The organism is Streptomyces melanosporofaciens, from assembly GCF_900105695.1.
In the GTDB taxonomy this organism is placed as follows: Bacteria; Actinomycetota; Actinomycetes; order Streptomycetales; family Streptomycetaceae; genus Streptomyces; species Streptomyces antimycoticus.
The window spans coordinates 10,211,828-10,234,847 of record NZ_FNST01000002.1; the positions used below are offsets into that span (position 1 = coordinate 10,211,828).

The window sequence follows — 23,020 nt, forward strand, 5'->3', positions numbered from 1 at the left end:
GACGCCGCCCGCTCGTTATAGCGGAACGCCAAGGGGAGGAGGCCCTCGATGGAGGTGACCGGCGTGTACCACGCCTACGGCCGTCGTGCGGTGCTGGGCGGTGTCGACCTGCGACTGCGCCCCGGTGTACTGGCCGGAATCGTCGGGGAGAACGGCGCGGGCAAGACGACCCTGCTGAGGATTCTGTCAGGCGAACTGGCCCCCGATCGCGGCACGGTCCGCCACTACGGCGGTTTCGGGTACTGCCCGCAGGCCGCCGTCCTCAACGACGCGCTCACCGTCCGCCAGCACCTGAAGTACTTCAAGGTCGCCTACGGCCTGAGTGACCTGGTGCGCGCCGAAGAGGTCATGGAGACACTCCAGTTCAGCGAGTACGCCGACGAACGGGCCGGAGTCCTCAGCGGCGGAACCCGGCAGAAGCTGAACCTCACCCTGGCCCTCATGCACCATCCGCGGACCCTGCTGCTGGACGAGCCCTACCAGGGCTTCGACTGGGAGACCTACCAGCGGTTCTGGGACCTGGCCACCCGGCTGCGCGAGGACGGCCGATCGGTCCTCGTGGTCTCCCACCTGGCCTACGACGCCGAACGCCTCGACGCCTTGTGGCGCCTGGACGGCGGCCGTCTCCACGGGCGGACCGCGGAGCCCACCGCATGACACCTCCCCGAGCCGTACGCCGCAACCGCACGCTTTTCATGACGGCGACCCGCTACGCACTGATCGAGCATCTGCGCAACCGCTTCGCCATGGTCCTCATCGCCCTGTTCATCCCCGTGTGGACCGCGCTGGCGTTCTGGTCCGTGCCCAGCACCGACACCCGCTTCCGACTGCGGGCGACCGGCAAGCTGCTCATCCCGCACGGCAACCAGCTCACCGAGATCACCGGCGCTCTCAACGCCGTCACCCTGATCGTCGGCTTCATGATGTTCGCGGCCTCTTTCGCGGGCGGCCACTTCGACCGCCGACTGGCCCTGGCCGGCTACCCCCGCACCCATCTCGTCCTCGCCAAACTCACCTCCTTGACGCTGGCCTCCGCCGCCGTGGCCGCCTACGCGACCATCCTCACCCGCACTTTCTGGGCGCCCGAGCAGCCCATCCTGCTCGCCGCCGCCCTCTTTTGCGCCGGCATCACCTATGGCGCCCTGGGCGTCGCCTTCGGCTCACTGCTGCGCCGCGAGGTGGAGGGCATGTTCGCCATCGTGATGACCAGCGTGATCGACCTCGCCCTGCAAAATCCCCTCTACAGCTCCAGCTCCGACGGCAGCGTGGTGCGCTACCTGCCCTCCTACGGTGCGATGCAGGCGGCCACCGGCGCCGGGTTCTCCACCACTCCGCTTCCGAAGTACCTCGCCATCCAGGCCGGATGGTTCACCGCCGCCGCACTCATCGCCCTCCTCGCCTTCCACTGCCGCACCCGCAACACCCTCGGCAAGAGTGGGCGGCCGCGTGTCGTCCCGCCCCGCCACCCCCAAGCCGCACCGCGGACGGACGACGTCCCGGTCGGCGAGCCTTCTTCCCATCGCACCGGGCGGCCACCGTCACACGGATCAGGACCGTCCACGGCAGGAGAGCAGGTGCCGCCTTCCTAGGGGAGTGACCCTGCTCGGCGACGCAGCCCATCTCGCAGCCCCGAACGGTGAAGGTGCCAACCTGGCCATGCTCGACGGCGCCGAACTCGGCAAGGACCTCGCGGCGCATCCCGAAGACATCGAGGCCGCACTGACCACCTACGAACAGGCTTTGTTCGCCCGCGGCGCCGAGCCCGTCATGTTCGACGGCGCCGAGGTCCAAGGGATCGACTCCGAGAACAACACGGCCCAGGCCATGCTCAGGATGATCACTGAGCAGAGTCACTAGGCTCGCCCGGCCGGTCATGCGCGGGGCCAGATGACGAGGGCCGCTGCGGTAACGGTGTCGATGGCTCTGCGGAGCCCGCCCGCTCCGGGGCGAGGGACGCGGAGATGGTCCACCACCGGCTCGATGGGTGCAGTCCGCCCGTTGTCCTGGCGTGACAACCAGGGACGACGGGCGGGACCGGCCATCCTCCTGGTGGAGCTGGGCTCAGGCCGTGGAGATGGCGGCGTTCATCTCCCACATGAGCACCTCGGCGCCGTCGGGGCCGCCGGTGACGCGCTGGCCCTCCGCGCCGGTGACACGGACCGCGTCGCCGGTGGCCAGTGCCCCCGCGCCCTCCAGCTCGGCGCTGCCGCGCGCGACGAAGAGGTGGACGAAGGGAGCGGTGACGATCTCCAGGGTCTCGGCGGGGCGGATGCGGGCGACGTGCAGGGCGGCGTGCTTCTGCCGGATGCCGATCGCCCGCTGGTTGCTGTGCCCGGGCATACCGGAGGCGAGCGTGGCCCAGCCGCCGAGAGCGAGCTCGTCGTTGATGTCGAGCTGCTCGTAGCCGGGCCGGATACCGGACTCGTCGGGGATGGTCCACATCTGGATGAAGTGGACGGGGTCGTCGTGCTCGGGCTGGCCGGTAAGGGTCCAGGAGTCGTTCTTCTCGCTGTGGAGGATGCCGGTGCCGGCGCTCATCCGCTGGGCGAGGCCGGGGTAGATCACCCCGTTGTGACCCTCGGAGTCCTGGTGGACGAGGCCGCCGTCGAGCACCCAGGTGATGATCTCCATGTCCCGGTGGGGGTGGGTCTCGAAGCCGGTGCCGGGGGCGACGACGTCGTCGTTGGAGACCAGCAGAAGTCCGAAATGGGTGTTCTTGGGGTCCCAGTGGCGCGAGAAGGAGAAGGAGTGGTGGGAGTCGAGCCAGCCGGCGCGGGTGTGGAAACGCTCATCGGCGCGCCGGATGTCGAGCAGGGAGGCCATGGTGGTGTCCTTTCTGTCCGTGTGGCCGGGGTGCCGACCCGGCGATGTAGTTGAACGTTATACAACATCGCGAGCCGAATCATTCCCGTCGCCGCCGGGGTGCTGATCGCCCTCCATATGGTTTACGGTTCAACTAGTGCCCTGATCGGCGGGCACGGACCAACAAGGATGAAATCCGCCATGGGCATCTTCAGCCGCAATCGCACGAACGACTCCAACGGAACGGAGACCACAACCGTGAGCGCCCCGATCAAGGTAGCCGTCGTCTACTACTCCTCCACCGGCACGATCGCCGAGATCAGCAAGCAGATAGCCCAGCAAGCGGAGAAGGCCGGTGCCGAGGTCCGCCTGCTCAAGGCGGCCGAACTGGCCCCGCAGGCCGCGATCGACTCCAACCCCGCCTGGGCCGCCAATGCCGCCGCCACCGCCGACATCCCCGACGCCACCCCGGACGACATCGAATGGGCCGACGCCGTGGTCTTCGGTTCCCCCACCCGCTTCGGCAACGTCGCCTCGCAGCTGAAGCAGTTCATCGACACGCTCGGCGGCCTGTGGGGCGAGGGCAAGCTCGCTGACAAGGTCTACAGCGGCTTCACCTCCTCCGCCACCACCCATGGCGGCCAGGAGTCCACCCTGCTCGCCCTGTACAACTCCTTCCATCACTTCGGCGGCATCATCGTCGCCCCCGGCTACACCGACCCCGCCAAGTTCGCCGACGGCAACCCGTACGGCACCTCCCACGTCGACGGCCAGGGCAGCAACCCCGTCGACCAGACCACCCGTGAGGCCGCCCGCGTCCAGGCCGAGCGCATCGTGCGCCTCACCACCGCCCTCAAGGCCGGCCTCGCCACCGCCTGAGCCCGCCACCGGCGAACGCCACCCTGGGCCGGCCGGCCGTACCACGTCGTACGGCCGGCCGGCCCAGGCATGCCCACACGCGGAATCCCCTCCCCGTACAGGCATTGGGGCGTCCGCGTGCGTCCCCGGGCGTCGCTGCGCCCGTCGCCCGCGGCACTGGTCGGCGTCGGTCCAGGTGACCGACGCCGACCGGACGCGGCTGGAGGTGCCGCCCGAGGGGCTGAAGGCGTTCATCCAGCCACGGCCCGAGATGCGCACCGCGGCCCACGGCTTCGCCGCCGGATGCGGAAAACTGGGCGCCGCCCTCGGGACGTTCCTCTTCCCGGTCCTGCTGTCCACCGTAGGGAAAGCGCACTGCTGTTCGGGCATGAGCCGGGCCGCGCCCGGCCGTCCGTAACCCGTTCGGCGGGGCACGTCCCGGGGTCCGGTGGGTCGGGGGAGCCACCGGTGTCCGCATCGTCACGGGCAGACCGGCGTGGCAGGAATCGAGGGCATCGAGAAGGGTCGCGTCAAGGGCGTGTGCACGGTCGGTGACTACCTGCTGCGCCGTCTGCGGGAGGTCGGGGTCAGGCATGTCTTCGGGGTGCCCGGCGACTGTCAGATGGAGTTCCTGGACCAGGTCGAGGCGGTGGACGGCCTGGAGTGGGTGGGGAATTGCAATGAGCTCAATGCCGCCTGTGCCGCGGACGGCTACGGCCGGCTGAACGGGATCGCCGCGCTGGTCACCACCTTCGGCGTGGGCGAGCTGAGTGCCCTCAACGGTGTCGCCGGCGCGCACGCCGAGTCGGTGCCCACCTCGCCGACCAGCTGGTGGAGCTCAGGCGCAGGAGCTCTCCACGGTGCTGCGGCAGCAGCTCACCCCCGTCATCATCCTGGTCGACAACGACGGCTACACGGTCGAGCGTTGCATCCTCGGTGCCGACGCGAGCTACAACGACATCGCCACCTGGCGATATGACCGGCTGGTCGAAGCATTCGACCCCCAGAACCTGGCCATCACCGCCAAGGCGGACACCGAGGACACCCTCGCGGCCGCGCTCGACACGGCCAGGAGCAACCGCGACCGGCTCGTCTTCATCGAGGCAGTCATGGAACGTCTGGACGCCCCGGAGTCTCTCGTCAAGCTGGGCAAGGCGTTCGCCGCCGCGGACTACCACCACGCGCCCGTCCTGAGCTTGACGCTGTCGGGAATGCTGCCGTTTCCCAGCTCAGGCGGTGCCGGTCGGACGGCGCAGGTAGACGCCGACGGGTGGGCCGACGACCTTGCCCGCCTGCAGGATGTGGTGGCCCCTCACGAAGGTGTCGGTGACCTGGGCGGTCAGCTCGAAGCCTTCGAACGGGGTGTACTGCTGCGTCGACTCCGACTCCGCGGCGCGCACGGTCCAGGTGCGGCCCGGGTCGACCAGGGCGATGTCGGCGTCGAAGCCGGGGGCGAGGCTGCCCTTGGCGCGCAGCCCATAGCGCCGGGCCGGGTTCCAGGAGGTCAGCGCGGCGATCCGGCCCAGCGGCAGGCCGCGTTTCGTTCCCTCGGTGAGCAGGCCGGGGAGGAGGTACTCGGCGCCGCCGAAGCCGGCCTTGGCGAGGAAGACGTCGTCCTCGGGCACGCCGAACTTCACCTCCTCGCGGCAGCACGCGTGGTCGCTGACGACCCAGTCGACGGTGCCGTCGAGCATGTACTCCCAGAGCGCCTCGACGTCGTCGCGGGGCCGCAGCGGCGGGTTGACCTTGCCGCCGAGGCCGTGTGCGGTGGTGATGTCGGCGAGCAGATGCCCGACGGTCACCTCACGGCGGAAGTCGATGTGCGGGAACGCCCGGCTCATCCGCACGGCCGCGTCGACCGCCTTGCGGGACGACAGGTGCAGCAGGTTGATCGTGGGCAGCCCGGTCTCGTGCGCCAGGTAGGAGGCGACGGCGACCGCGAGGCCCTCGGAGTGCTGCGGCCGGGAGGCGCTGTAGGCGGCGAGCCCGGTCAGGTCTCCCGCCTCCTCGACCAGCCTGGTGTACGCGGTCATGATCTCGGCGGTCTCGCAGTGCAGGGAGAGGGAGATCTCATCGGCGAGGTCGGGGAACCGCTCACGGGCCGCCTGCACCTCGCGCATGACGAACTCGAAGTGCGCGTAGTCGTACCGCTCGTCCTCGGGGAGCATCAGGAACGCGTTCTGGTCGGCCGACCTGCCGTGCAGACCGTGGCTGCCGTAGAACATGAAGACCTTGAACGAGGTGACGCCGAACCGCTCGATCAGGTCGGGAATCTCGTCGAGGTGAGCGCGCGAGATCGGCGCGAGGTGGAAGCCGTAGTCGACATGGGCGCGGCCGGAAGCGGCGGTCAGCACCTCGGGGAAGAAGTCGGCGTACGCTCCGGTCTTGTTGAGGTAGTAGCGACCGGTCCGGGTGTAGGTCAGGGCGCTGGTGACGCCTCCCTGCGCACACGCGCGGCTCTCGGTGGCCGCGTCCTCGGGCAGCGGGTGGTAGATCCCCCAGTGCTGGTGGGCGTCGACGACACCGGGGAACGCCAGCCTGCCGCCGGCGTCGACCACCCGACGGGCGCCTTCCGTGGCGATGCCGGAGGCTACGGCGGCGATCCGGCCTCCGCTGACGGCGATGTCCGCGGGGCGCGCATCATCGTGGTCGTGGGTGACGACACGGGCGTTCTTCACCACCAGGTCGTATGCGGTCATGCGGGCCTCCTGCCGCTGTCGTCCTCAGCTCGTCATGCGCCGATCACCCGGTTCTCCTCGGCCCAGAAGACGATCCGCTTCCGGGCGAACCGGATGATGAAGTGGGCGATCAGCCCCAGTACGGAGAGCACCACCAGCACCGCGAACATCCCGGCGATGTCAAAGTTGTAGTTGGTCTGCAGCAGGAGGTATCCCAGGCCCTCCTTCGCGCCGATGAACTCGCCGACGACGGCGCCGAGGATCGAGAAGACGATCCCGATGTCCAGGCCGGCGAAGAGGAAGGGGAGCGCGCTCGGCAGCCGCACCATCCGGAACACCTGGAACCTGCCGGCGCCGAACACCGTGAGCATCTGGATCCGGTCGGCGTCGGCCGAGCGCAGCCCCTCGATGACGTTGACCAGCACGGGGAAGAACGAGATCACCGTCGCCATGACGACCTTGCTCGTCATACCGAAGCCGAACCAGACGACGAACAGCGGCGCGAGCGCCACCTTGGGCACCGTCTGGAAGGCGACGACATACGGCATGAAGGTACGCTCGATCAGCCGCACCTGGGAGATCGCGGTGCCCAGCACCAGCGCCGCCGCCACTCCGAGCAGAAAGCCGTACAGCGACTCCAGGACCGTCACCTTCAGATGCCCCAGAACAAGGGGTCCGCCAGCTGCGTGCGGAGGGCGTCGACGATCTGCGAGGGGCGCGGCAGCACGTAGTCGTCGATACCGAAGGCGGGGACCGCGAACTCCCAGGCCAGCATGGTGACGACGAAGACGGCGGGAACCAGCAGCAGTTCGGGGCGCTCTCGCAGGTCCACGCGGAGCCGCCGCTTGCCCAGTCGTTTCATGAGTCGGTCACCCAGGTGGCGTTGATATGCCTGCGGACCCGCTCGATGAAGACTCCGGCGCGGTCCGAGGCCATCGCGCCGAGTGTGCGCGGGCGTTCGAGCCCGATGTCGACGATCTCGGCTATGCGGCCGGGGCGGCGGCTGAGAACCACGACCCGGTCGGAGAGGAGGACCGCCTCGGGGATGGAGTGGGTGACGAACACGACGGTCTGGCCGCTCGCCCGCCAGATCCTCAGCAACTCGACGTTCAACGACTCGCGGGTCAGGGCGTCGAGTGCGCCGAAGGGCTCGTCCATCAGCAGCACGGCCGGGTCGTGCACCAGGGCCCGGCAGATTCCGGCGCGCTGCTGCATCCCGCCGCTCAGCTCATGCGGGTGCCTGTCCTCGAAGCCGTCGAGGCCGACCATCGCGAGCAGCCGCTCGGCCCGCTCCCGGTACACCGAGGCGTCGAGCTTCCGCACCTCCACGGGCACCATCACGTTCTGCAACACGGTGCGCCAGGGCAGGAGGATCGGCGTCTGGAAGACCATGCCCACCTCGGGCAGCGGCCCCGTCACATCGCGGCCGGCGACGCGGACCGTCCCCTGGCTGCTGGAGACGATCCCGGCGAGGATCTTGAGCAGGGTGGTCTTACCGCACCCCGACGGGCCGACGACCGACAGGAACTCGCCGCGTCGGACCGTGAAGGTGACGTCCGAGAGCGCGTGGGTCGGCTCGGACCTGCGCGGCCGGTAGGTCTTGTGCAGTCCGGTGACTTCGATCCAGCGGTCTTCGTCCATGGCTCCCCGCTCTCCTTTTCTCCCCGCCTTCCCCCGTCACCCGGCGGCCTTCGCCTTCGCGATCACGGCCGCCGGGTCGAAGTCGTTCGCGCCCCCCAGCAGGCTGCCGTCCCACAGCTCCGGGAGGGGGACGTCCTCGGTGATCTGGCCGGCCGTCCTGGTGTAGGCGACCGTCTTGTCCCACTCCACGTCGCCGATCGCACCCCAGTCCTTGAAGTTCGCGGGCTCACCGGTGGCGGGGACCGCGGTCTCGATCCACGCCTCGAGGGTCCTGGTGTCGTCGGCGATACGGTCCTCGGCCTTCTTGCCGGTCAGCAGCTGGGGGAATGCCTGGTAGCCGTCGCGCATCGCGGCCTCGGGGTTGACGGCGGAGAAGAGCAGTGCCTTGTAGGAGGCGCGCAAGTAGCGCGTCAGCACGTCTTTCTTCTCCTTCAGGGTCTTCTCGGTCACCGTGTAGGTCAGGGAGCGGATGCCGTCGAACGCATCGGAGTTGTCGAGATAGCGCAGCTCGGTGCCGGTGTTCTCGATGGTGGTGTACGCCTGGGTGTACAGGGCGAGCACGTCGACCCTGCCGTTCTCCAGAGCGGCCAGGGCCTGCGCCCCCACGCCGACCGGCAGCAGGTCCACGTCCTCGGCCGCGTCCAGTCCGGCGTCGCTCGCGTACGCGCGGGCGTAGATGGCCGAGCCGGAGGCGAGGCTGATGACCCCGATCTTCTTGCCCTTGAGGTCAGCCGGGCTCCTGATCTCACTGCCGGGCCGGACGGCCATACGCCACGGCCAGTTCCGTACCAGGCCCCCGATGACCTTCACCGGGACGCCCTTCTCCCGTGCGGCGAGGATGGCGCCCGCGTCGGCCGGCGCGATGTCGGCGCTGCCCGAGGCAACGGCCTGGACCGCTGCCACCGACCCGTCGGTGTTGATCACGTCGACTTTCAGCTTCTCCTCGGCCAGATAGCCCTCGGCGTCGCTCACCGCATAGGTGGCGACCTCTTCCTTGGGAGCGATCACGGCCGAGGGAACGGCGAGTTGGAGTGTGGCCCGGGCGCCCGAGTCGCCATCAAAGGACGACGAGGGCCCGTCCGCGCAGGCGGAGAGCGCCGCGAGGACGGCGACGCCGAGGCCGAGCCGTAAGGACAGCTTCATGTTCCCTGCCTTTCGTGGCCGCGCCGCTCGATGAGGTCGGCGGCGGTGCGCAGCCCGTCGCGGGCCCGGATGGTCCTGGAGGCTTCCGTCAGCCTGTGCCGCAGGCGGGCGTCGCCGAGCAACTCCGCAAGGGCGCCGTGCAGTTGGGCGTCGGTGCAGCGGTACGGGTCGAGGCGGACGCCGTAGCCGAGTTCCGCGATCCGCTGTGCGTTGTCGTACTGGTCCCAGAACAGCGGGAGCACGATCATGGGCTTGCCGAAGTGGAGGCTCTCGGTGGTCGTGTTGTTGCCACCGTGGGTGATGACGAGATCGACGAGCGGGAGGATCCGCGTCTGCGGGAGGAACTCCGCGCCCCACATGGTGGGAGGCAGCTCGATCTCGTCGTGCAGCGGCCCCTTGGAGACGAGGTAGCGGTGCGGGGTGCGCGCCAGGGAGGCGATGATCCGGCGCATGAGGCCGACGTCGGCGGAGCCGAGGGAGCCCAGGCTGAAATAGATCAGCGCGCTGCCCTCAGGCCGTTCGGCCCACTCCGGCGGCAGGGTGAACTCCTCGTCGGTCTCGCGGACCGAGGAGTCCAGCCGGTGCCAGGCAGGGCCCAGCGGGCGGGCTTCGGCGTAGTCGGCGATCTCCGGGTAGACGTACAGGTTCAGCTCGCCCTCGTGGATGAACTCCAGGTCGGGCAGGGGCCTCGCGCCCTGGTCCACGACCCAGGCGTTGAACTCGGTCCAGAGCTCGCGGTGCGTGCGGTCGTACTCGGCATGGAACTCGGCCCAGCCCGCGCGGTCACCGGCCGGGTACCCGGAGAAGGGCGGGGGAACGTGTTCGCCCTTCATCTCCAGCGGGTTGCAGGAGACGATCCGCACGAAGGGCACGTCCGCCGTGGTCAGCGCGGGGAAGCAGACCACGTTGTCCTCGACGATCACGTCCGGGCGGACGCGGTCGACGAGGCTCTTGAGCTGAGGTTCGCAGTACCGGGCGCCGTTGATCAGTTCCTCCCAGACCGGCCTGACCCACGTGCCCAGCTGTTCGATCGTGGGCTTCTGGAACTCGGGGGCGGTGTCCCGTACGAAGTCCTTCCAGAACTGGCCCGCCTCCTGGGGCTTTTCGGGCGGTGGGGCCAGGTCGACCAGGTCCTCCTCGAAGCCGAGCGGGGCGAGCCTGCCCTTCCAGGACGCCTCCGCCGCGAACACCACGCGGTGGCCCCGCCGGCGCAGTACGTCGCCTATGCCGACGCAGTTGTTGGTCGGACCGTACGCGCTCTCCGGCGCGAAGAGGATGGTCAGGTCTCCGCTCAAGGGGCGTCTCCCGTCGTCTCGATCAGTACCGCGCTCTCCGGGTCCCACGACAGCGCGACGCGGGCCCCGGAGGTGACCGTGGCCGGGCCCGCGACGGTCAGCAGGACCGGCCGGTCCAGACCGGGGACCGTGACCGCGATCCTCGAGGAGCCGCCGAAGTAACTGATGTCCATCACCGTGCCGTGCAAGGAAGCGTCCGCCTCCCCGGCGGCGAGCCGGATGCTCTCCGGGCGTACACCGACCAGCCCCGCCGCCTTCCCGGCCGGAGCGGGCAGAACACCGACGCCGGGTACCTCGAGTCCGCCGGAGGGCAGCAGCCGTCCGGAGAAGACGTTGTTGGCGCCGACGAAGCCCGCGACGAACCGGCTCCGGGGGTGCCGGTAGAGCTCGACGGGGGTGTCGACCTGCTGGACGCGCCCCCGGTCCAGGACGGCGATCCGGTCGGCGAGCGACATGGCCTCCTCCTGGTCGTGGGTGACGACGAGGAAGGTGACGCCCACCTGGTGCTGGAGGCGTTTGAGCTCCAGCTGCATCTCGGCGCGGACCTGTTTGTCGAGCGCCGACAGCGGCTCGTCGAGCAGCAGCACACGGGGGCGTTTGACGATGGCACGGGCGAGGGCGACCCGCTGCCGCTGCCCGCCGGACAGCTGGTGGGGCCGTCTGCGGGCCTGCGCTGTCAGCCCGACGGTGGCAAGGACGGCCGCGACCCGTTCGCCGATCTCTGCGCGGGGAAGCCCTTCCCGCGCCAGCCCGTACGCGATGTTCTTCTCCACGTTCATGTGCGGGAACAGCGCGTACGACTGGAACATGAGGTTGACCGGCCGCCGGTGCGCGGGCACGCCCAGCAGGTCCCGGCCGTCCAGGGTGACCGTGCCGCTGTCCGGGGCCTCGAATCCGGCGAGGACGCGCAGCAGGGTCGTCTTCCCGCAGCCGCTCGGGCCGAGCAGGGCGAAGAACTCGCCCTCCCCGATCTCCAGGCTCACCCCGTCCAGGGCGGTGACCTCGCCGAACCGCCGGGTGACGGCATGGATACGGATCACAGCGCCTCCGTCAGCCGGCTGACGCGCTGGGCGGCGATCACCACGGTGAAGCTGACCGCGAGCAGCAGGGTGGCGAGCGCGTTGATCTCCGGGGTCACGCCGAACCTGATCATCGAGTAGATGACGATCGGCAGGGTGGGATCCTTCGGTCCCGCGGTGAAGAAGGCGATGACGAACTCGTCGAGCGAGAGCGTGAATGTCAGCAGCGCACCCGCCACGATGCCGGGGGCGAGGGTCGGCAGGGTGATGCGGAGGAACGTGGTGACCTCGCCCGCGCCGAGGTCGCGTGAGGCCTCCTCCAGGGAGGGGCCGACATGGGCGATCCGGGTGCGCACGACGGCCGTGACGAAGGCGAGGCCGAAGACGGTGTGGGCGAGCAGCACCGACTGCAGGCCGAGGGTGGCCGAGACGAGTGAGTAGAAGGCGAGCAGGCCGATCGCGAGCACGATGTCCGGCAGGACGGCGGGCAGCACCGACAGGGCGGGCAGCAGCCGCGACCGGCTCGCGTGGCGGGCGAGCCCCACGGCGAGGAGTGTGCCGAGGACGGTGGACAGGGCGGTCGCGCCCGCGGCCACGATCAGCGTGTTGGCCAGGCCCCGCAGGACCTCGTCGTCACCGGCCAGCGTGCCGTACCAGGCGGTGCTGAACCCGGACCACTCGTAGGGGCTGTCCGAGCGGTTGAAGGACATCACCACCAGCACCACGACGGGCGTGTAGAGGAAGGTGTACGTCAACCACAGCGGGAGGAGCGTCGCCCGGCGCATCAGCGGCCGCCCAGCCGGCGCCCGGCCCGGGCCTGCGCCATGAGCAGCAGGACCAGGAACGCCATGAGGGCGAGGGCGAGCACCGAGCCGAACGGCCAGTCCCGTGCGTTAAGGAACTGGTCCCTGATCAGGTTGCCGACCATGACCGTGTGCCCGCCGCCCAGCAGTTCGGGGACGACGAAGTTGCCGAGGCTGGGCACGAAGACGAAGACGCAGCCGGTCAGCACGCCGGGCAGGGTGTGTGGCAGGGTCACGCTCCAGAACGTGCGGGCCGGGCGGGCGCCCAGATCGGCCGAGGCTTCGAGCAGCCGGGGGTCGACCCGCTCGATCGCCGAGTACAGCGGCAGCACCATCAGCGGGAGATAGGCGTAGAGCAGTCCGAGGACGACGGTGGGTTCGGTGTAGAGGAGTTTCAGCGGCCGGTCGATCAGCCCGATGCCGGTGAGGGCCGAGTTGACCACACCTCGGCTGGACAGCAGCACGATCCAGGCGTAGGTGCGGATCAGGAAGTTGGTCCAGAACGGCAGCACGACCAGGATCAGGGCGACCGTGCGCCATCTGCCGGGCAGCCGGCTGATCGCGTACGCGGTCGGGTAGCCGAGGAGGAGCGCGAGCAGCGTGGTGACGGCGGCGATGCGCAGCGAGTCGGTGAGGACGCCGGTGTAGAGGGGGTCGGCGAGCCGCGCGAAGTTCTCCCCGGTGTGTCCGTCCTCGTACGCGATTCCGCCGAAGCGGCCCCGCCGGAAGACCGTATAGCCGATCAGCAGGGCCAGCGGCAGCAGGAGCAGGACGGCCAGGTAGCACAGGCCCGGGCCGAGCAGGACGAGACGGGCTCGCACATGTGGTCCTCCGGCCGCCTTCCTTCGGCGGGCCATCAGCCCGCGGTGACTTCCGTGACGATCCGGGCGTACGCCGTCGCGGCGTCCCCGAGGTCGACGACGGACTCACCCTTGAGCAGTTGCCCGGAGGGCATGGCGAGTGCGGGATAGCTCTTCAGCAGGGCCGGATCGAGTTCGGCCATGGCGGCGGTGTTGGGGACCTTGTAGAAGATGTTCGAGGCGACCCAGGAGTGCACCTTCGCGTCGAGGACGTAGTCGATGAAGGCGTGCGCCGCCTCTTTGTTCTTCGACGATTTGAGGATGACCATCGTGTCGGTCCAGAGGTCGCTGCCCTCCTTGGGGACGACGAAGCCGATCCTCTTGTCGTCGGTCGGGCACCAGCCGTCCCAGGCCTCCGCCAGCACGGCCTCCCCGGACCTGAGCCGGTCGCCGAACGTGGTGTCGTCGTAGGCGAGGAGTCCGTCCTTCGCGCTGAGGAGCAACTTCTTGATCCCGGCGAGCTGTTGCTTGTCGGTGGTGTTCACCGAGTAGCCGAGCGCCTTCTGCGCGGGGAGGAAGAGCCAGCGTTCGGTCTTCAGCATGGTGGCCTTGCCCTTGACCGCGGCGCGCGGCTTCAGCAGGTCGTTCCAGCTGTCGGGGGTGTAGCCGAGGAGGTCCTTGCGGTAGCAGAGCCCGGTGGTGCCCCAGGTGTACGGGACGGAAATGACGTTGCCCTTGTCATGGGCGAGCCGGGCGGCGAGCGGGTCCAGGTTCCCCAGGTGCGGGACCAGATCGTGGTGGATGGGTTCGAGCAGCCCCTGCGCCGCGAGCGCCTGCGCGTACTGGCCCGATACGAACGCCACGTCGATGCCGCTGTCGGCGGAGGCGGTCAGTTTGGCGACGATCTCCTCGTTGGTGCTGTGCTTGGCGACGGTCATGGGCGTGCCGACGGCCGACTTGAACCGGGCGGGCAGGTTCTTCGGCATATAGCCGTCCCAGGTCGAGACGGTGAGCCGCTGCTTGCTGAGATCCGCCTCGGGGTCGAGCGACGCGGAGGCGGCGGGGCCGCTTCCGGTCGGTTGGCCGTCGCCGCCGCATGCGGGGAGAAGGAGCGCGAGGACGGCCGCAGTCGCCGCCATGGACACATGCCTGAACCTCAGTGCGCCTAACACGCCACTCCCTTGCTGTCGCTTGCTGTCGAGATCAGCCGGCTGAGCGTGGGTCGTGCCCGGTTCGCCGAACGGCTCGCGGACAGGCATCGGTTTCCGGAGTTTCGCACTATTGGCATGCACCGGGCAAGACGGCCGTTTCGTCCGGCCTCGTTCTCGCCCTGTCCGGCCGCGTTCTCGCCCTGTGCGGACGGGGGAACCGTGCCCGGGCACGACGCAAGCTAGCGCTATTGTCTATAAGTGGAATTTTCGTTGATGATGTGAGCGCGGGACGCGAGCCATGCCCCAGGGCGACGGCGGGCAAGCGATCCGGGCGACCGCGAACAACTCTCGAGAAAACGGACCTCACCCCATGACCTCCACCCCTTCCACCACTACCGGGACGCTCGCCGACCCCGACACCCCCTTCGCGGTCGTCGACGCACACAAGGCGCTGCGCAACATCGACCGCCTCGCGGCCAGGGCCGACCACCTCGGCGTCGCCTTGCGGCCGCATGTCAAGACGGCCAAGAGCCTTGACGTGGCCGCCCTCATGCACGGTGGCGCGCCGTACCCCGTCACCGTCTCCACGCTCGCCGAAGCCGAGGCGTTCGCCGACGGCGGCTACACCGACATCACCTACGCCGTCGGCATCGCCCGCCACAAACTCCCCCGCGTGATCGCCCTGTTGCGCCGCGGCGTCACCCTCCGCGTCCTGCTGGACAGCACCGAGCAGGCCGCCTTCGTCGCGGAAGCCTCCCGTCGGGAGGGCATCAGCATTCCCACGCAGATCGAGATCGACTGCGACGGCCACCGCGGCGGCCTCAAGACCGACGCCCCCGCCCTCGTCGACATCGGTCGCACCCTGCACGACGCCGGATGTCTGGACGGTGTGCTGACCCACGCTGGCGAGTCCTACTTCGCCTACTCCGCGGAGGAGCAGCGGCTGGCGGCGAAGAACGAACGCGACACCGCCGTCGCCGCCGCCGAGAATCTGCGCGCCGCCGGCCTGTCCGTGACCACCGTCAGCGTCGGTTCGACGCCCACCGCACACGCCGCCGAAGACCTCACCGGCGTCACCGAACTGCGCGCCGGCAACTACGTCTTCTTCGACCTGGTCATGGCCGGTCTCGGAGTGTGCCAGGTCGACGACCTCGCGCTGTCGGTCGTCGTCACCGTCATCGGACATCGTCCCGAGTACGGCTGGATCGTCACCGACGGCGGCTGGATGGCGATGTCCCGCGACCGCGGCACGGCGGCTCAGCCGCAGGACCAGGGGTACGGCCTGGTCACCGACCTGGCGGGGCATCTGATCCCCGGCCTGGTCATGAGCGCCGCGAGCCAGGAACACGGCACCATCACCGCCCGCGACGGCGCCACCCTGCCCGACCTGCCCGTCGGCACCCGTCTGCGCGTCCTGCCCAACCACGCCTGCGCCACAGCCGCACAACACCGCGGCTACCACGTCATCGACAGCGGTCGGACGGCGACGGACGCACCCGCCGTCCAAGCGGTCTGGCAGCGCATCAGCGGCTGGTGACCCGCCCTGCCCGCCACGAAAACGCTGTCCACCGGGCCGGGATGGCCGGCGGCGACGATCGTGCAGACGCGACGGGGCGGCCTGACGGGGCCGACGCCGCGTGCGGGCGAGGGATCAGCGGCGGGCGAGGTCGGGGGAGCGGTGGCGGACGGGACTGACCGACTCGAGTGCCGCGCCCAGCCGCAGGACGGTCGTCTCGTCGAACCAGCGGGAGACGAGCTGGACACCGATCGGCAGCTGATCGCCGGCGGCCCCGAACGGCAGCGACAGCGCGGGCAGGCCGGTGAGGTTGAACGGCACGGTGGCGCGCATGATGCCGCTCGCCGGTACCGTCAGGTCCCCGACACGGAGCGTCCGCTGCGCATGAGGCGGGGCCGGTACGGGGCACACGGGGCACAGCAGCGCGTCATAGCGCTCGAAGTAGCCGGCGAACAGCGAACTGAGCGCCTCAACTCGCTGTTGCGCGGCGATGTAGTCGTCGAACGCCACCTCCGGAGCAGCGATGGTGCGTTGCATGACGGTGTGCAGTTCGGACTCGCGGCCGGCGGCCACTCGCCGAAAGAACGGCCCCGTCTCCGCGGCGAACAGGATGGCGCTCAGCTCGGTCCCGTCCACCGCCTCCAGGGTTTCCAGAGGAGCGGGTTCGACCGTGCAGCCGGCTTCGCGCAGCGCATCGGCCGCGGCCGAGACCGTGGCCGCCACCTCACGGTCCACCGGACCGAATCCGGGCTCGGTCATCCAGCCGACGCGCAGCCCGGCCACCTCCTTCGGGGCCTGGGTGTAGGGCGGCGAGTGCCGCACCTCACCATCCGCGCCGTCGGGTCCGGACAGAACGCGCAGCGCGGTCGCGATGTCCCGCACGCTGCGGGCCATCGGGCCGACGTGCCAGTAGCGCCGGGGAACCTCCGGCCAGTGTCCGGTGATCGGAATTCTTCCCCGGGTTGCCTTCAGGGCGACGATCCCCGTGTCATGCGCCGGGCCACGCACCGAGATGGCGACATCGCTGCCCAGCCCGAGCGGTGACATCCCGGCGGCGATCGCGGCCGACTCGCCGCCACTGGAACCACCGGGTGTTCGTTCGACATCCCAGGGGTTGCGGCACCGGCCGACGAGCAGGTTGTCGGTTTCCGTCCAGTAGGAGAACTCGGGCAGGTTGGTCTTGGCCAGCGGAATGGCACCGGCTGCCCGAAGCCGCGCCACGGCGGTCGCGTCCGCCGCCGCGACATAGTCGCGGAACAGCACGGAGCCACGTGTGGTCACGACGCCCTCGACGTCCAGCGCGTCCTTGACCGTGAACGGCACACCGTGGAAGGGTCCGAGCGGGGCACCGGCGGCGACCGACTCATCGGCGGCGTGTGCCGCGGCGAGCGCCTGCTCGCCGAGCACCGTCACCATCGCGTTGAGCCGTGTGTCGACCTCCTCGATCCGGTCCAGATGCGCCCGCACCACCTCGACCGCCGACACCTGCCGTGTCCTGATCTGCTCGGCCAGCTCGGTCGCGTCCCGGTAAATGGACCTGTCCACATTCATCCAACCTCCACGTTGCTACTCGAGTTATCAATACTGCGTCCGGTCAGCTCATGCGCCTCTCGAACCGAGGGGTGGCCGGCGCGGCCGGATTCGACGCGGTGCCGCCGGTGGCCTTTGGACGAGACCGATGCGGTGCGCCACCCACATCAGCAGCGTCCCCCAGGCGATCGCGACCAGCGCCATCACCGCCGGCTGCAACGCGACGGCCTGATCAGCCGTACGCGTGACACCCACGATGGCCGGCGGCAGGTGCTGGAGATTACGCAGGCGGGCCGCGAGGCCCTCGCCCACGACCTGGCACAGCGCGACGCATGGCTCGACATCGCCCTGGCCGACCTCAATGAGACCGAGCGCAGGTCCTGCTGCTCGCCGCCCGCCTGATGGACCGCCTGGCAGGTTCCCCGGCAGTCTGCCCGACAAGCCCCCGGTGACCGGTACTCGAGCGAGTGCGCCTGCCGGGCGATGACCTGAGCGGTATTTCGCGAGCCGCGCCGCGCCGCGTGTATCAGCTTCATGTGATGTGTCACGAGCCGGTATCCATCTCGCAGTGGGACACCCACGGGGGGAACGGGCGGCAACGCGACTGGCTTAGAGTGCCGATCATGTCTCATTCAAAGATCATCGAGCCCATCGCTCAGCCCCCGCAGTCCACCCGTATATCGTCCCGGCGAACGAAGAAGACCCTGATCGCGGCCATCGGCATCGGCATGGCCGTCGCTTTGAGCGGGTGCAACGAGGACACCGGCGAGGCCACGGACAAGGACACCAGCGCCGCGGAGTCGAAGGCACCCTCGGCGGGGTCGTCCCAGTCCTCTGCCCCGTCGAGCCCTGCGGGCGATCAGCCGGCGGTCGCGGGATGGCAGACGCAGACCGCGCAGAAGCACCACTTCCGCTATGACGTGCCGGCCAAGGCCAAGAAGTGGAGGGTCTTCGATGAGAACACGGCCCTCTCCTACACGGACGAGAACGGCCAGCCGATCGTCGTCATGACCTCGGCCGCCAACTACCGTGAGGGCGGCTGCGCTTCGAGCCCCAATCCGAAGGCTATCGGCGAGGCGGGCAAGGGGCAGCTCGCCACCGTCGGCACCACAGGCGGCGGCAAGGACGGCACCCTCCAGGAGAACGCTCGTAACTGGGCGGGCAACTGGGGCTTCGCCGCGTACGGGGGTGCGGACCACAAGCCCAAGATCAAGGTCAGCGAGGCCAAGCCGTGGAAGCAGGGGGGTATCGACGGCTACACCGCGACCGCCCAGGTCACCGTCACCAACCGGTCGAGCTCATGCGTCCCGGCGAAGGCGATCGTGCGCAGCATCGCGCAGAAGCTCCCCGACGGCACTATGCACGGCTGGGTGATCTACGCGGACCAAGGGGTTCCGAACGCGCTGACGGCCGCCGAGATCGAGAAGGTCATGGGCACCGTCCGGTCCACGGGAAGCTGACACCGTTTGGCCGGTGAGGCGGCGGCGATCCGGGGGCAGGGCGGGAGCGAGCATCGCGGGGGTGCTCACGTTCCCTCTCGGCCCCCTTCCCCCTCTCATCTCAAGTCCCGTCGCTCCAGCGGAAGTTCTGTAATCAAGATCGAATAGCTGCTTTAATTGGAGTAGCTGATCGTGAGTCCCGGCCCTCGGAAGGCAGCCATGGTGTCCCCCGTCCTCTACCAGTCCCGCTCCCGTTCCGACGACCCGTTCGAGGCTGCTGCCGACGCCGGCGTTCTCCGCGTCATATCCGACTCCCGTACTCCGGTGTTTCTCACCGTGCATGCACGTGGACGGCGCCGGTACGGCTACTGGCAGCCGTACGACCACATCGCCGACAGGGGAGGCTGCTACGTCGCTCTGCCCACCCCCGTATGCGACCGGCTGTACTCCCAAGGGCGGATCACCCTCGGTGATCCCCTCGTGGACCCGGGCAAGACCACTTACCGCGTCCGGCCCGCCAATGACCCGGTCGCGCCGGTGCGTATCCCGGTGGCACCGTTGCCCGCGGTGGCAGCGGCACAGACGCTTGCTGCGTGAGGCTGCGCCTGCGCCAACCGCCCGCAAACAGGTCGTCACGCCTGCGCGGTGGGCCGGACGACGACCTCGCTGATGTCGACGCCGGCGGGCTGCTCGATCGCGTAGCCGATCGCGGACGCGATGGCGGCGGGCGGGATGGCCATCTCGTCGCGCTGTCGGGCTGCCGCCGCCGCTGCCTCGGGACTCGCCCCCTTGCCCACGCCCTCGGTGTTGGTGAACCCGGGCGAGACCAGGGTGACCCGCAGGTCGGGGCCCGACTCCTGGCGCAGTCCCTCGGTCAGCACCTTCACCGCCGTCTTGGTGGCCGCGTAGACGGCCTGCGGGGATTTCACGACGTAGGCCGCGGTGGAGGCGATGTTGACGAACTGGCCGGAGCGCTGCCGCCGGAAGAGGGGAAGCGCCGCCCCGATGCCGTTCAGCAGGCCGGTGATGTGCGTCGCGACCATTGCGTCCCAGTCGTCCTGGCGCAGCTCGTCGAATGGTGACACCGCCATCGTGCCGGCGTTGGAGACCAGGACATCGAGCCGGCCGAACCGGTCGACCGCCGTGTCCGTCAGGCGCTGGAGGTCCTCGCGGCGCGTCACGTCGGTGACCGTCCCGACGGCCGAGCCGCCCTGCGCGGTGATCTGGTCCACTACCGCCTGCAACCGGTCTTCGCGCCGGGCCCCGAGCACGAGCCGGGCGCCCCTCTCGGCGAGGTAGGTCGCCGTCGCCGCTCCGATGCCGCTGCTGGCACCGGTGATCGCTACGACCTTGCCTTCGACACCTGACATGATCAACATCCTTCCGAGGGGGATATGTGCGGGTTGGACCATGGCCCATGGCCTACAGTGGAACTGGGGGCGCCCCCACTTACCTGACGAGAGGCTAAATGGGCGCCCCTCCGTTTAGCAAGCGAAGGGGACCGGAGAGGGGAGGGCGACCGCTGATGGCCGACAGTGCACAACGCCCGTTGCGAGCTGACGCGCGGCGTAACAGAGACAAGATTCTCGCGGCCGCGGTGCGCGTGTTCGCCGAGGAGGGGCTGGACGCGCACCTGGAGCGCATCGCCAAGGAGGCGGGTGTGGGCAGCGCGACGCTGTACCGGAACTTCGCCACCCGTGAGGCGCTGATCGAGGCGGTCTACCGCAACGAGGTGGCGCAGCTGTGCGACGCCGTCCCCGATCTGCTCGAGGAGAAGCCGCCCTACGAAGCCCTGCGCGCTTGGACACGCCTCTTCCTGGACTACGTCACCGCGAAGTTCGGCATGGCCGACGCCTTGCGCGCCATCGCCGCCACGGGAAGCAACCCCTACGGCCACAGTCGGGACATGATCCAGGCCGCCATCACCACACTGATGGACGCGTGCGCAGCCGCCGGGACGATCCGCACCGACATCACCCCCACCGACATGGGTGCCGCCCTCGAAGGCATCGCCGTCACCTCGGCCATGCCCGAACACCGGGAACGGGCTGAACGCCTGCTCGACCTCACACTGGACGGACTGAGGGCCCGTTCGTGATGCCGTTTCCGCCCCCGGAGTCGCCCTCGTCCTCGTCCTGCGGAATCCCGGTCGAGTGCACGCTGTACCGTTGCGCGTGATCAAACCAAACTGATATTGGTTCATTGTCGAGCGATGGCAGCGAGAAGACCGTGAATCCCGGAGTGGTGTTGATGAACGAAGGCTCCTGTCACTTCAGCGGCACCGCACAACCCGTACTACGCCGCATGATGCCCGTCGCGGTGGTACCGGCATGATGCGGACTGGACGGGAGATCCGGGTCAGGGCATACCCGGCCGGCAGCGTCAGCCCGGACGACTTCGAGTTGGTCGAGGTCCCCGTGCCCCGGCCCGGGCCGGGGCAGGTGCTCGTACGCAACACGTGGACATCGGTGGACCCGGGCCTTCGGCTGCGGCTACGTCCCGACGCCCCCTCCGGCTATTTCGCCGCCTTTCCACTCGGACGCGCCATGGACGGCATCATGACCGTGGGGGAGGTGGTGGAGTCCCGGGCTGAGGGCTTCGCCCCGGGTGACGTCGTGTGGCACGCCCAGGGCTGGCGTGAGTACGCCGCCGTGGACGCGGGTGCCGAGCAGCTCAGCGGACTCGGCACCCTGACACGCCTGGACCTCGACGAATGTGAGCCGCAGTGGTATCTCGGCCCGCTGGGCGGAATGGGTCTGACGGCCTATGCCGGTCTGCACGTCGTTGACGCTCTACGAGGTGGGGAAACGGTCTGGGTCTCGGCTGCCGCGGGGGCGGTGGGCAGCTTGGCCGTGCAGATCGCACGGCTCACGGGTAACCGGGTAGTGGCCAGCGCGGGCACCGACGAGAAGGTCGACTGGCTGCGCGACAGCCTGGGCGCCGAAGCCTTCAACTACCGGGTGGGGAACCTCGGGGCAAGTCTGGGCGGCATCGCGCCCGACGGAATCGATGTCTATTTCGACTCCGTCGGGGGGACCCACCTCGAGACTGCCCTGTCACACCTGAGGAGAGGCGGGCGGGTAGCGCTGTGTGGCTCGATCTCGGAGTACGAGTCCGGCTCGGCCGGGCCGCGGAACCTGTTCCTCGCGGTCTCCAAGGATCTGACCCTTCGTGGGTTCCGTGGGAGCAGCAATCTGCATCTCATGGGGCAGATGCAGCGCCAGATGGCTGGGTGGCTTCGCGCCGGCGAGCTGGATTATCGCCAGACCGTGTTCACGGGCTTGGAATCGGCTCCGCACGCGCTGACGGAGATGATCGCCGGCCGAACGACTGGAAAGACGCTCGTCAGCCTCGACTGACGTGACGTGACAGCGGTTCGGGAGGCACCGGGCTGTCGCCGCACTGTCGGACCGTGCCCGAGTTCCGACAGCGCAGATCCATGCCCTAGGGTGCGACGCTGCGCCCTGGCGCGAATATCTTTCCGACTCACCATCACGGGGATCTCTCATGCGTTTGGCAACCACACTCCTCCTGATCGGCGCCCTGCTCGGGGTGGCACCCGCCGCGGCCCACGCGGTGCCGACGCGTGACTCCGTCTCGTCCGTGGGGCTGTCGTCGAAACGAGGCGGTGGCAGCGGCGGCGGCGGTGGCGTCAGTAAGGTCGGTGGCAACAAGAAGTCGAAGGGCGGCGGCTACTCCTCCCGCAGCAACGGCGGCGGCTCGTCCACCGGAAAGAAGAAGATGCCCCTGTGGCAGGCGATCCTGTTCCTGCTCCTCCTGGGAGGCCTCATCGTCTGGGCCGTCGTCAAGCTCGTACGCAAACTCCGGAAGGTCGCCAACGCCTGACGGCCATTCGGCGGGGCCGTGGCGCGGATCGGATGCCACCGGCCGGCTCCGCGTCCGGTGGACACGGCCGCGCAGCGGTGCGCGATGTGCGGCCGTGATGGACGGGCTCAGGGATGAGATCGCCGGGGCAGCTACTCAAGGACCTGCCCGAGGACGCGGACTGAGGCGCGCGGACTCTCTGGCGCGGGAGATCTTCTCGGACGTGGCCCACACATGGGCGTTCCTGATCATCGAGGCGCTCGGTGAGCGCACCCTGCGCTTCGGTGAGTTGCGCAATGACGTCGAGGGCGTCAGCCATAAGATGCTCGCCCAGAACCTGCGCATGCTGGAGCGCAACGGCCTGGTCGAGCGGAAGGTGTATCCCACCGTGCCGCCCCGGGTCGAGTACACCCTCACCGAGCCGGGCCGGGCCCTGCGCGCGACGGTCGATGGAATGTGCGGCTGGACGCACACCCACCTCGGTCACATCGAGGAAGCGCGCCGTCGCTTCGGCTGACGG

The 23,020-nt window shown here is 69.3% G+C and carries 25 protein-coding genes and 2 pseudogenes; 14 read left to right on the forward strand and 13 right to left on the reverse strand.

The features are described from left to right. Positions 1-48: 48 nt before the first annotated feature. From BLV72_RS46090 to BLV72_RS46100, 3 genes and pseudogenes are all read left to right on the forward strand, one after another. Positions 49-657: an ABC transporter ATP-binding protein gene (locus BLV72_RS46090; protein WP_093470050.1), complete on the forward strand. Its 609-nt coding sequence runs from the start codon at positions 49-51 to the stop codon at positions 655-657. Next, on the forward strand, positions 654-1,589 hold the full coding sequence (locus tag BLV72_RS46095; protein ID WP_093470051.1) for an ABC transporter permease: 936 nt from the start codon (positions 654-656) through the stop codon (positions 1,587-1,589). Before BLV72_RS46090 ends, BLV72_RS46095 begins: the two co-directional genes overlap by 4 nt. Then, a pseudogene (locus BLV72_RS46100) lies at positions 1,579-1,857 on the forward strand (FAD-dependent monooxygenase); the annotation flags it as partial. The gene BLV72_RS46095 and the pseudogene BLV72_RS46100, both read left to right, overlap by 11 nt. A 204-nt stretch (positions 1,858-2,061) precedes the next feature. Here BLV72_RS46100 and BLV72_RS46105 read toward each other — a convergent pair. Continuing rightward, entirely contained in the window at positions 2,062-2,823 is a 762-nt protein-coding gene (locus BLV72_RS46105) for a pirin family protein (protein WP_093470052.1), read from the reverse strand. 237 nt (positions 2,824-3,060) lie between these two features. Between BLV72_RS46105 and wrbA the strand changes: the two genes are divergently transcribed. The 3 genes from wrbA (at position 3,061) to BLV72_RS51340 (ending at position 4,639) form a co-directional block, all read left to right on the forward strand. Continuing rightward, complete coding sequence (wrbA, locus tag BLV72_RS46110; protein ID WP_093470931.1) at positions 3,061-3,681, forward strand: NAD(P)H:quinone oxidoreductase; 621 nt, start codon at positions 3,061-3,063, stop codon at positions 3,679-3,681. Positions 3,682-3,856: 175 nt separating this feature from the next. Next, positions 3,857-4,078, forward strand: coding sequence for a hypothetical protein (locus BLV72_RS46115; protein ID WP_093470053.1), 222 nt, complete (start codon positions 3,857-3,859; stop codon positions 4,076-4,078). Between the two features lie 78 nt (positions 4,079-4,156). After that, entirely contained in the window at positions 4,157-4,639 is a 483-nt protein-coding gene (locus tag BLV72_RS51340) for a thiamine pyrophosphate-binding protein (protein WP_280143051.1), read from the forward strand. A 250-nt stretch (positions 4,640-4,889) separates the two neighbouring features. Here the strand turns inward: BLV72_RS51340 and BLV72_RS46125 are convergent, their stop codons facing one another. From BLV72_RS46125 to BLV72_RS46165, 10 genes are read right to left on the reverse strand one after another with little or no spacing between them, the layout of a single operon-like run. Next, positions 4,890-6,359, reverse strand: coding sequence for a dihydroorotase (locus tag BLV72_RS46125; RefSeq protein ID WP_093470054.1), 1,470 nt, complete (start codon positions 6,357-6,359; stop codon positions 4,890-4,892). Between the two features lie 32 nt (positions 6,360-6,391). After that, positions 6,392-6,988 carry an ABC transporter permease gene (locus BLV72_RS46130; RefSeq protein ID WP_244321350.1) on the reverse strand — a complete coding sequence of 199 codons (597 nt, stop codon included), beginning with the start codon at positions 6,986-6,988 and terminating at the stop codon, positions 6,392-6,394. A 2-nt stretch (positions 6,989-6,990) separates the two neighbouring features. Beyond that, entirely contained in the window at positions 6,991-7,200 is a 210-nt protein-coding gene (locus tag BLV72_RS50900) for a hypothetical protein (RefSeq protein WP_244321351.1), read from the reverse strand. Continuing rightward, on the reverse strand, positions 7,197-7,979 hold the full coding sequence (locus BLV72_RS46135) for an ABC transporter ATP-binding protein (RefSeq protein ID WP_093470055.1): 783 nt from the start codon (positions 7,977-7,979) through the stop codon (positions 7,197-7,199). Before BLV72_RS46135 ends, BLV72_RS50900 begins: the two co-directional genes overlap by 4 nt. Positions 7,980-8,015: 36 nt before the next feature. Further along, positions 8,016-9,122 carry an ABC transporter substrate-binding protein gene (locus BLV72_RS46140; protein ID WP_093470056.1) on the reverse strand — a complete coding sequence of 369 codons (1,107 nt, stop codon included), beginning with the start codon at positions 9,120-9,122 and terminating at the stop codon, positions 8,016-8,018. Continuing rightward, complete coding sequence (locus BLV72_RS46145; protein WP_093470057.1) at positions 9,119-10,417, reverse strand: glycosyltransferase; 1,299 nt, start codon at positions 10,415-10,417, stop codon at positions 9,119-9,121. Before BLV72_RS46145 ends, BLV72_RS46140 begins: the two co-directional genes overlap by 4 nt. Next, on the reverse strand, positions 10,414-11,457 hold the full coding sequence (locus tag BLV72_RS46150; RefSeq protein ID WP_093470058.1) for an ABC transporter ATP-binding protein: 1,044 nt from the start codon (positions 11,455-11,457) through the stop codon (positions 10,414-10,416). The genes BLV72_RS46145 and BLV72_RS46150 overlap by 4 nt, the downstream gene beginning before the upstream one ends. After that, positions 11,454-12,221: an ABC transporter permease gene (locus tag BLV72_RS46155; RefSeq protein WP_093470059.1), complete on the reverse strand. Its 768-nt coding sequence runs from the start codon at positions 12,219-12,221 to the stop codon at positions 11,454-11,456. The genes BLV72_RS46150 and BLV72_RS46155 overlap by 4 nt, the downstream gene beginning before the upstream one ends. Then, positions 12,221-13,060 carry an ABC transporter permease gene (locus BLV72_RS46160; protein WP_244321352.1) on the reverse strand — a complete coding sequence of 280 codons (840 nt, stop codon included), beginning with the start codon at positions 13,058-13,060 and terminating at the stop codon, positions 12,221-12,223. The genes BLV72_RS46155 and BLV72_RS46160 overlap by 1 nt, the downstream gene beginning before the upstream one ends. 35 nt (positions 13,061-13,095) lie before the next feature. Continuing rightward, positions 13,096-14,178 carry a polyamine ABC transporter substrate-binding protein gene (locus BLV72_RS46165; RefSeq protein WP_093470062.1) on the reverse strand — a complete coding sequence of 361 codons (1,083 nt, stop codon included), beginning with the start codon at positions 14,176-14,178 and terminating at the stop codon, positions 13,096-13,098. 382 nt (positions 14,179-14,560) lie between these two features. Between BLV72_RS46165 and BLV72_RS46170 the strand changes: the two genes are divergently transcribed. Then, positions 14,561-15,727, forward strand: a complete 1,167-nt coding sequence (locus BLV72_RS46170) for a DSD1 family PLP-dependent enzyme (RefSeq protein WP_093470064.1) — start codon at positions 14,561-14,563, stop codon at positions 15,725-15,727. A 114-nt stretch (positions 15,728-15,841) separates the two neighbouring features. Here the strand turns inward: BLV72_RS46170 and BLV72_RS46175 are convergent, their stop codons facing one another. After that, complete coding sequence (locus BLV72_RS46175; protein ID WP_093470065.1) at positions 15,842-17,257, reverse strand: amidase; 1,416 nt, start codon at positions 17,255-17,257, stop codon at positions 15,842-15,844. 114 nt (positions 17,258-17,371) lie between these two features. Between BLV72_RS46175 and BLV72_RS47595 the strand changes: the two genes are divergently transcribed. The 3 genes from BLV72_RS47595 to BLV72_RS46185 all read left to right on the forward strand — a co-directional run bounded on the left by BLV72_RS47595 (position 17,372) and on the right by BLV72_RS46185 (position 19,272). Further along, positions 17,372-17,638: a MarR family winged helix-turn-helix transcriptional regulator gene (locus BLV72_RS47595; protein WP_143059878.1), complete on the forward strand. Its 267-nt coding sequence runs from the start codon at positions 17,372-17,374 to the stop codon at positions 17,636-17,638. Positions 17,639-17,859: 221 nt separating this feature from the next. Then, on the forward strand, positions 17,860-18,696 hold the full coding sequence (locus BLV72_RS46180; protein WP_244321353.1) for a DUF8017 domain-containing protein: 837 nt from the start codon (positions 17,860-17,862) through the stop codon (positions 18,694-18,696). A 198-nt stretch (positions 18,697-18,894) separates the two neighbouring features. After that, the gene (locus BLV72_RS46185; RefSeq protein ID WP_167746549.1) at positions 18,895-19,272 is read left to right on the forward strand and encodes a hypothetical protein; all 378 of its coding nucleotides are present in this window, start codon (positions 18,895-18,897) and stop codon (positions 19,270-19,272) included. A gap of 35 nt (positions 19,273-19,307) precedes the next feature. Here the strand turns inward: BLV72_RS46185 and BLV72_RS46190 are convergent, their stop codons facing one another. Continuing rightward, entirely contained in the window at positions 19,308-20,045 is a 738-nt protein-coding gene (locus BLV72_RS46190) for an SDR family oxidoreductase (protein WP_093470067.1), read from the reverse strand. Between the two features lie 155 nt (positions 20,046-20,200). Between BLV72_RS46190 and BLV72_RS46195 the strand changes: the two genes are divergently transcribed. From BLV72_RS46195 to BLV72_RS46210, 4 genes and pseudogenes are all read left to right on the forward strand, one after another. Continuing rightward, a complete protein-coding gene (locus BLV72_RS46195; RefSeq protein WP_093470069.1) occupies positions 20,201-20,773 on the forward strand; it encodes a TetR/AcrR family transcriptional regulator in 573 nt (190 codons plus the stop codon). A 235-nt stretch (positions 20,774-21,008) separates the two neighbouring features. After that, on the forward strand, positions 21,009-22,034 hold the full coding sequence (locus BLV72_RS46200; protein ID WP_208906120.1) for an NADP-dependent oxidoreductase: 1,026 nt from the start codon (positions 21,009-21,011) through the stop codon (positions 22,032-22,034). A 148-nt stretch (positions 22,035-22,182) separates the two neighbouring features. Then, complete coding sequence (locus BLV72_RS46205) at positions 22,183-22,521, forward strand: hypothetical protein (RefSeq protein WP_093470073.1); 339 nt, start codon at positions 22,183-22,185, stop codon at positions 22,519-22,521. A 113-nt stretch (positions 22,522-22,634) separates the two neighbouring features. Continuing rightward, positions 22,635-23,017, forward strand: a pseudogene (locus BLV72_RS46210) (winged helix-turn-helix transcriptional regulator). The last annotated feature ends 3 nt before the right edge of the window (positions 23,018-23,020 follow it).

Bases quoted from the DNA above. Each gene is read 5' to 3' on its own strand.
- BLV72_RS46175 (WP_093470065.1), bottom strand. From the start codon at position 17,257: ATGAATGTGGACAGGTCCATTTACCGGGACGCGACCGAGCTGGCCGAG.
- BLV72_RS46205 (WP_093470073.1), top strand. From the start codon at position 22,183: ATGCGTTTGGCAACCACACTCCTCCTGATCGGCGCCCTGCTCGGGGTG.
- BLV72_RS46105 (WP_093470052.1), bottom strand. From the start codon at position 2,823: ATGGCCTCCCTGCTCGACATCCGGCGCGCCGATGAGCGTTTCCACACC.
- BLV72_RS46200 (WP_208906120.1), top strand. From the start codon at position 21,009: ATGCGGACTGGACGGGAGATCCGGGTCAGGGCATACCCGGCCGGCAGC.
- BLV72_RS46185 (WP_167746549.1), top strand. From the start codon at position 18,895: ATGGTGTCCCCCGTCCTCTACCAGTCCCGCTCCCGTTCCGACGACCCG.
- BLV72_RS46125 (WP_093470054.1), bottom strand. From the start codon at position 6,359: ATGACCGCATACGACCTGGTGGTGAAGAACGCCCGTGTCGTCACCCAC.
- BLV72_RS46170 (WP_093470064.1), top strand. From the start codon at position 14,561: ATGACCTCCACCCCTTCCACCACTACCGGGACGCTCGCCGACCCCGAC.
- BLV72_RS46095 (WP_093470051.1), top strand. From the start codon at position 654: ATGACACCTCCCCGAGCCGTACGCCGCAACCGCACGCTTTTCATGACG.
- BLV72_RS46090 (WP_093470050.1), top strand. From the start codon at position 49: ATGGAGGTGACCGGCGTGTACCACGCCTACGGCCGTCGTGCGGTGCTG.
- BLV72_RS46180 (WP_244321353.1), top strand. From the start codon at position 17,860: ATGTCTCATTCAAAGATCATCGAGCCCATCGCTCAGCCCCCGCAGTCC.
- BLV72_RS46135 (WP_093470055.1), bottom strand. From the start codon at position 7,979: ATGGACGAAGACCGCTGGATCGAAGTCACCGGACTGCACAAGACCTAC.
- BLV72_RS50900 (WP_244321351.1), bottom strand. From the start codon at position 7,200: ATGAAACGACTGGGCAAGCGGCGGCTCCGCGTGGACCTGCGAGAGCGC.
- BLV72_RS46195 (WP_093470069.1), top strand. From the start codon at position 20,201: ATGGCCGACAGTGCACAACGCCCGTTGCGAGCTGACGCGCGGCGTAAC.
- BLV72_RS46155 (WP_093470059.1), bottom strand. From the start codon at position 12,221: ATGCGCCGGGCGACGCTCCTCCCGCTGTGGTTGACGTACACCTTCCTC.
- BLV72_RS46140 (WP_093470056.1), bottom strand. From the start codon at position 9,122: ATGAAGCTGTCCTTACGGCTCGGCCTCGGCGTCGCCGTCCTCGCGGCG.
- BLV72_RS46165 (WP_093470062.1), bottom strand. From the start codon at position 14,178: ATGGCGGCGACTGCGGCCGTCCTCGCGCTCCTTCTCCCCGCATGCGGC.
- BLV72_RS46190 (WP_093470067.1), bottom strand. From the start codon at position 20,045: ATGTCAGGTGTCGAAGGCAAGGTCGTAGCGATCACCGGTGCCAGCAGC.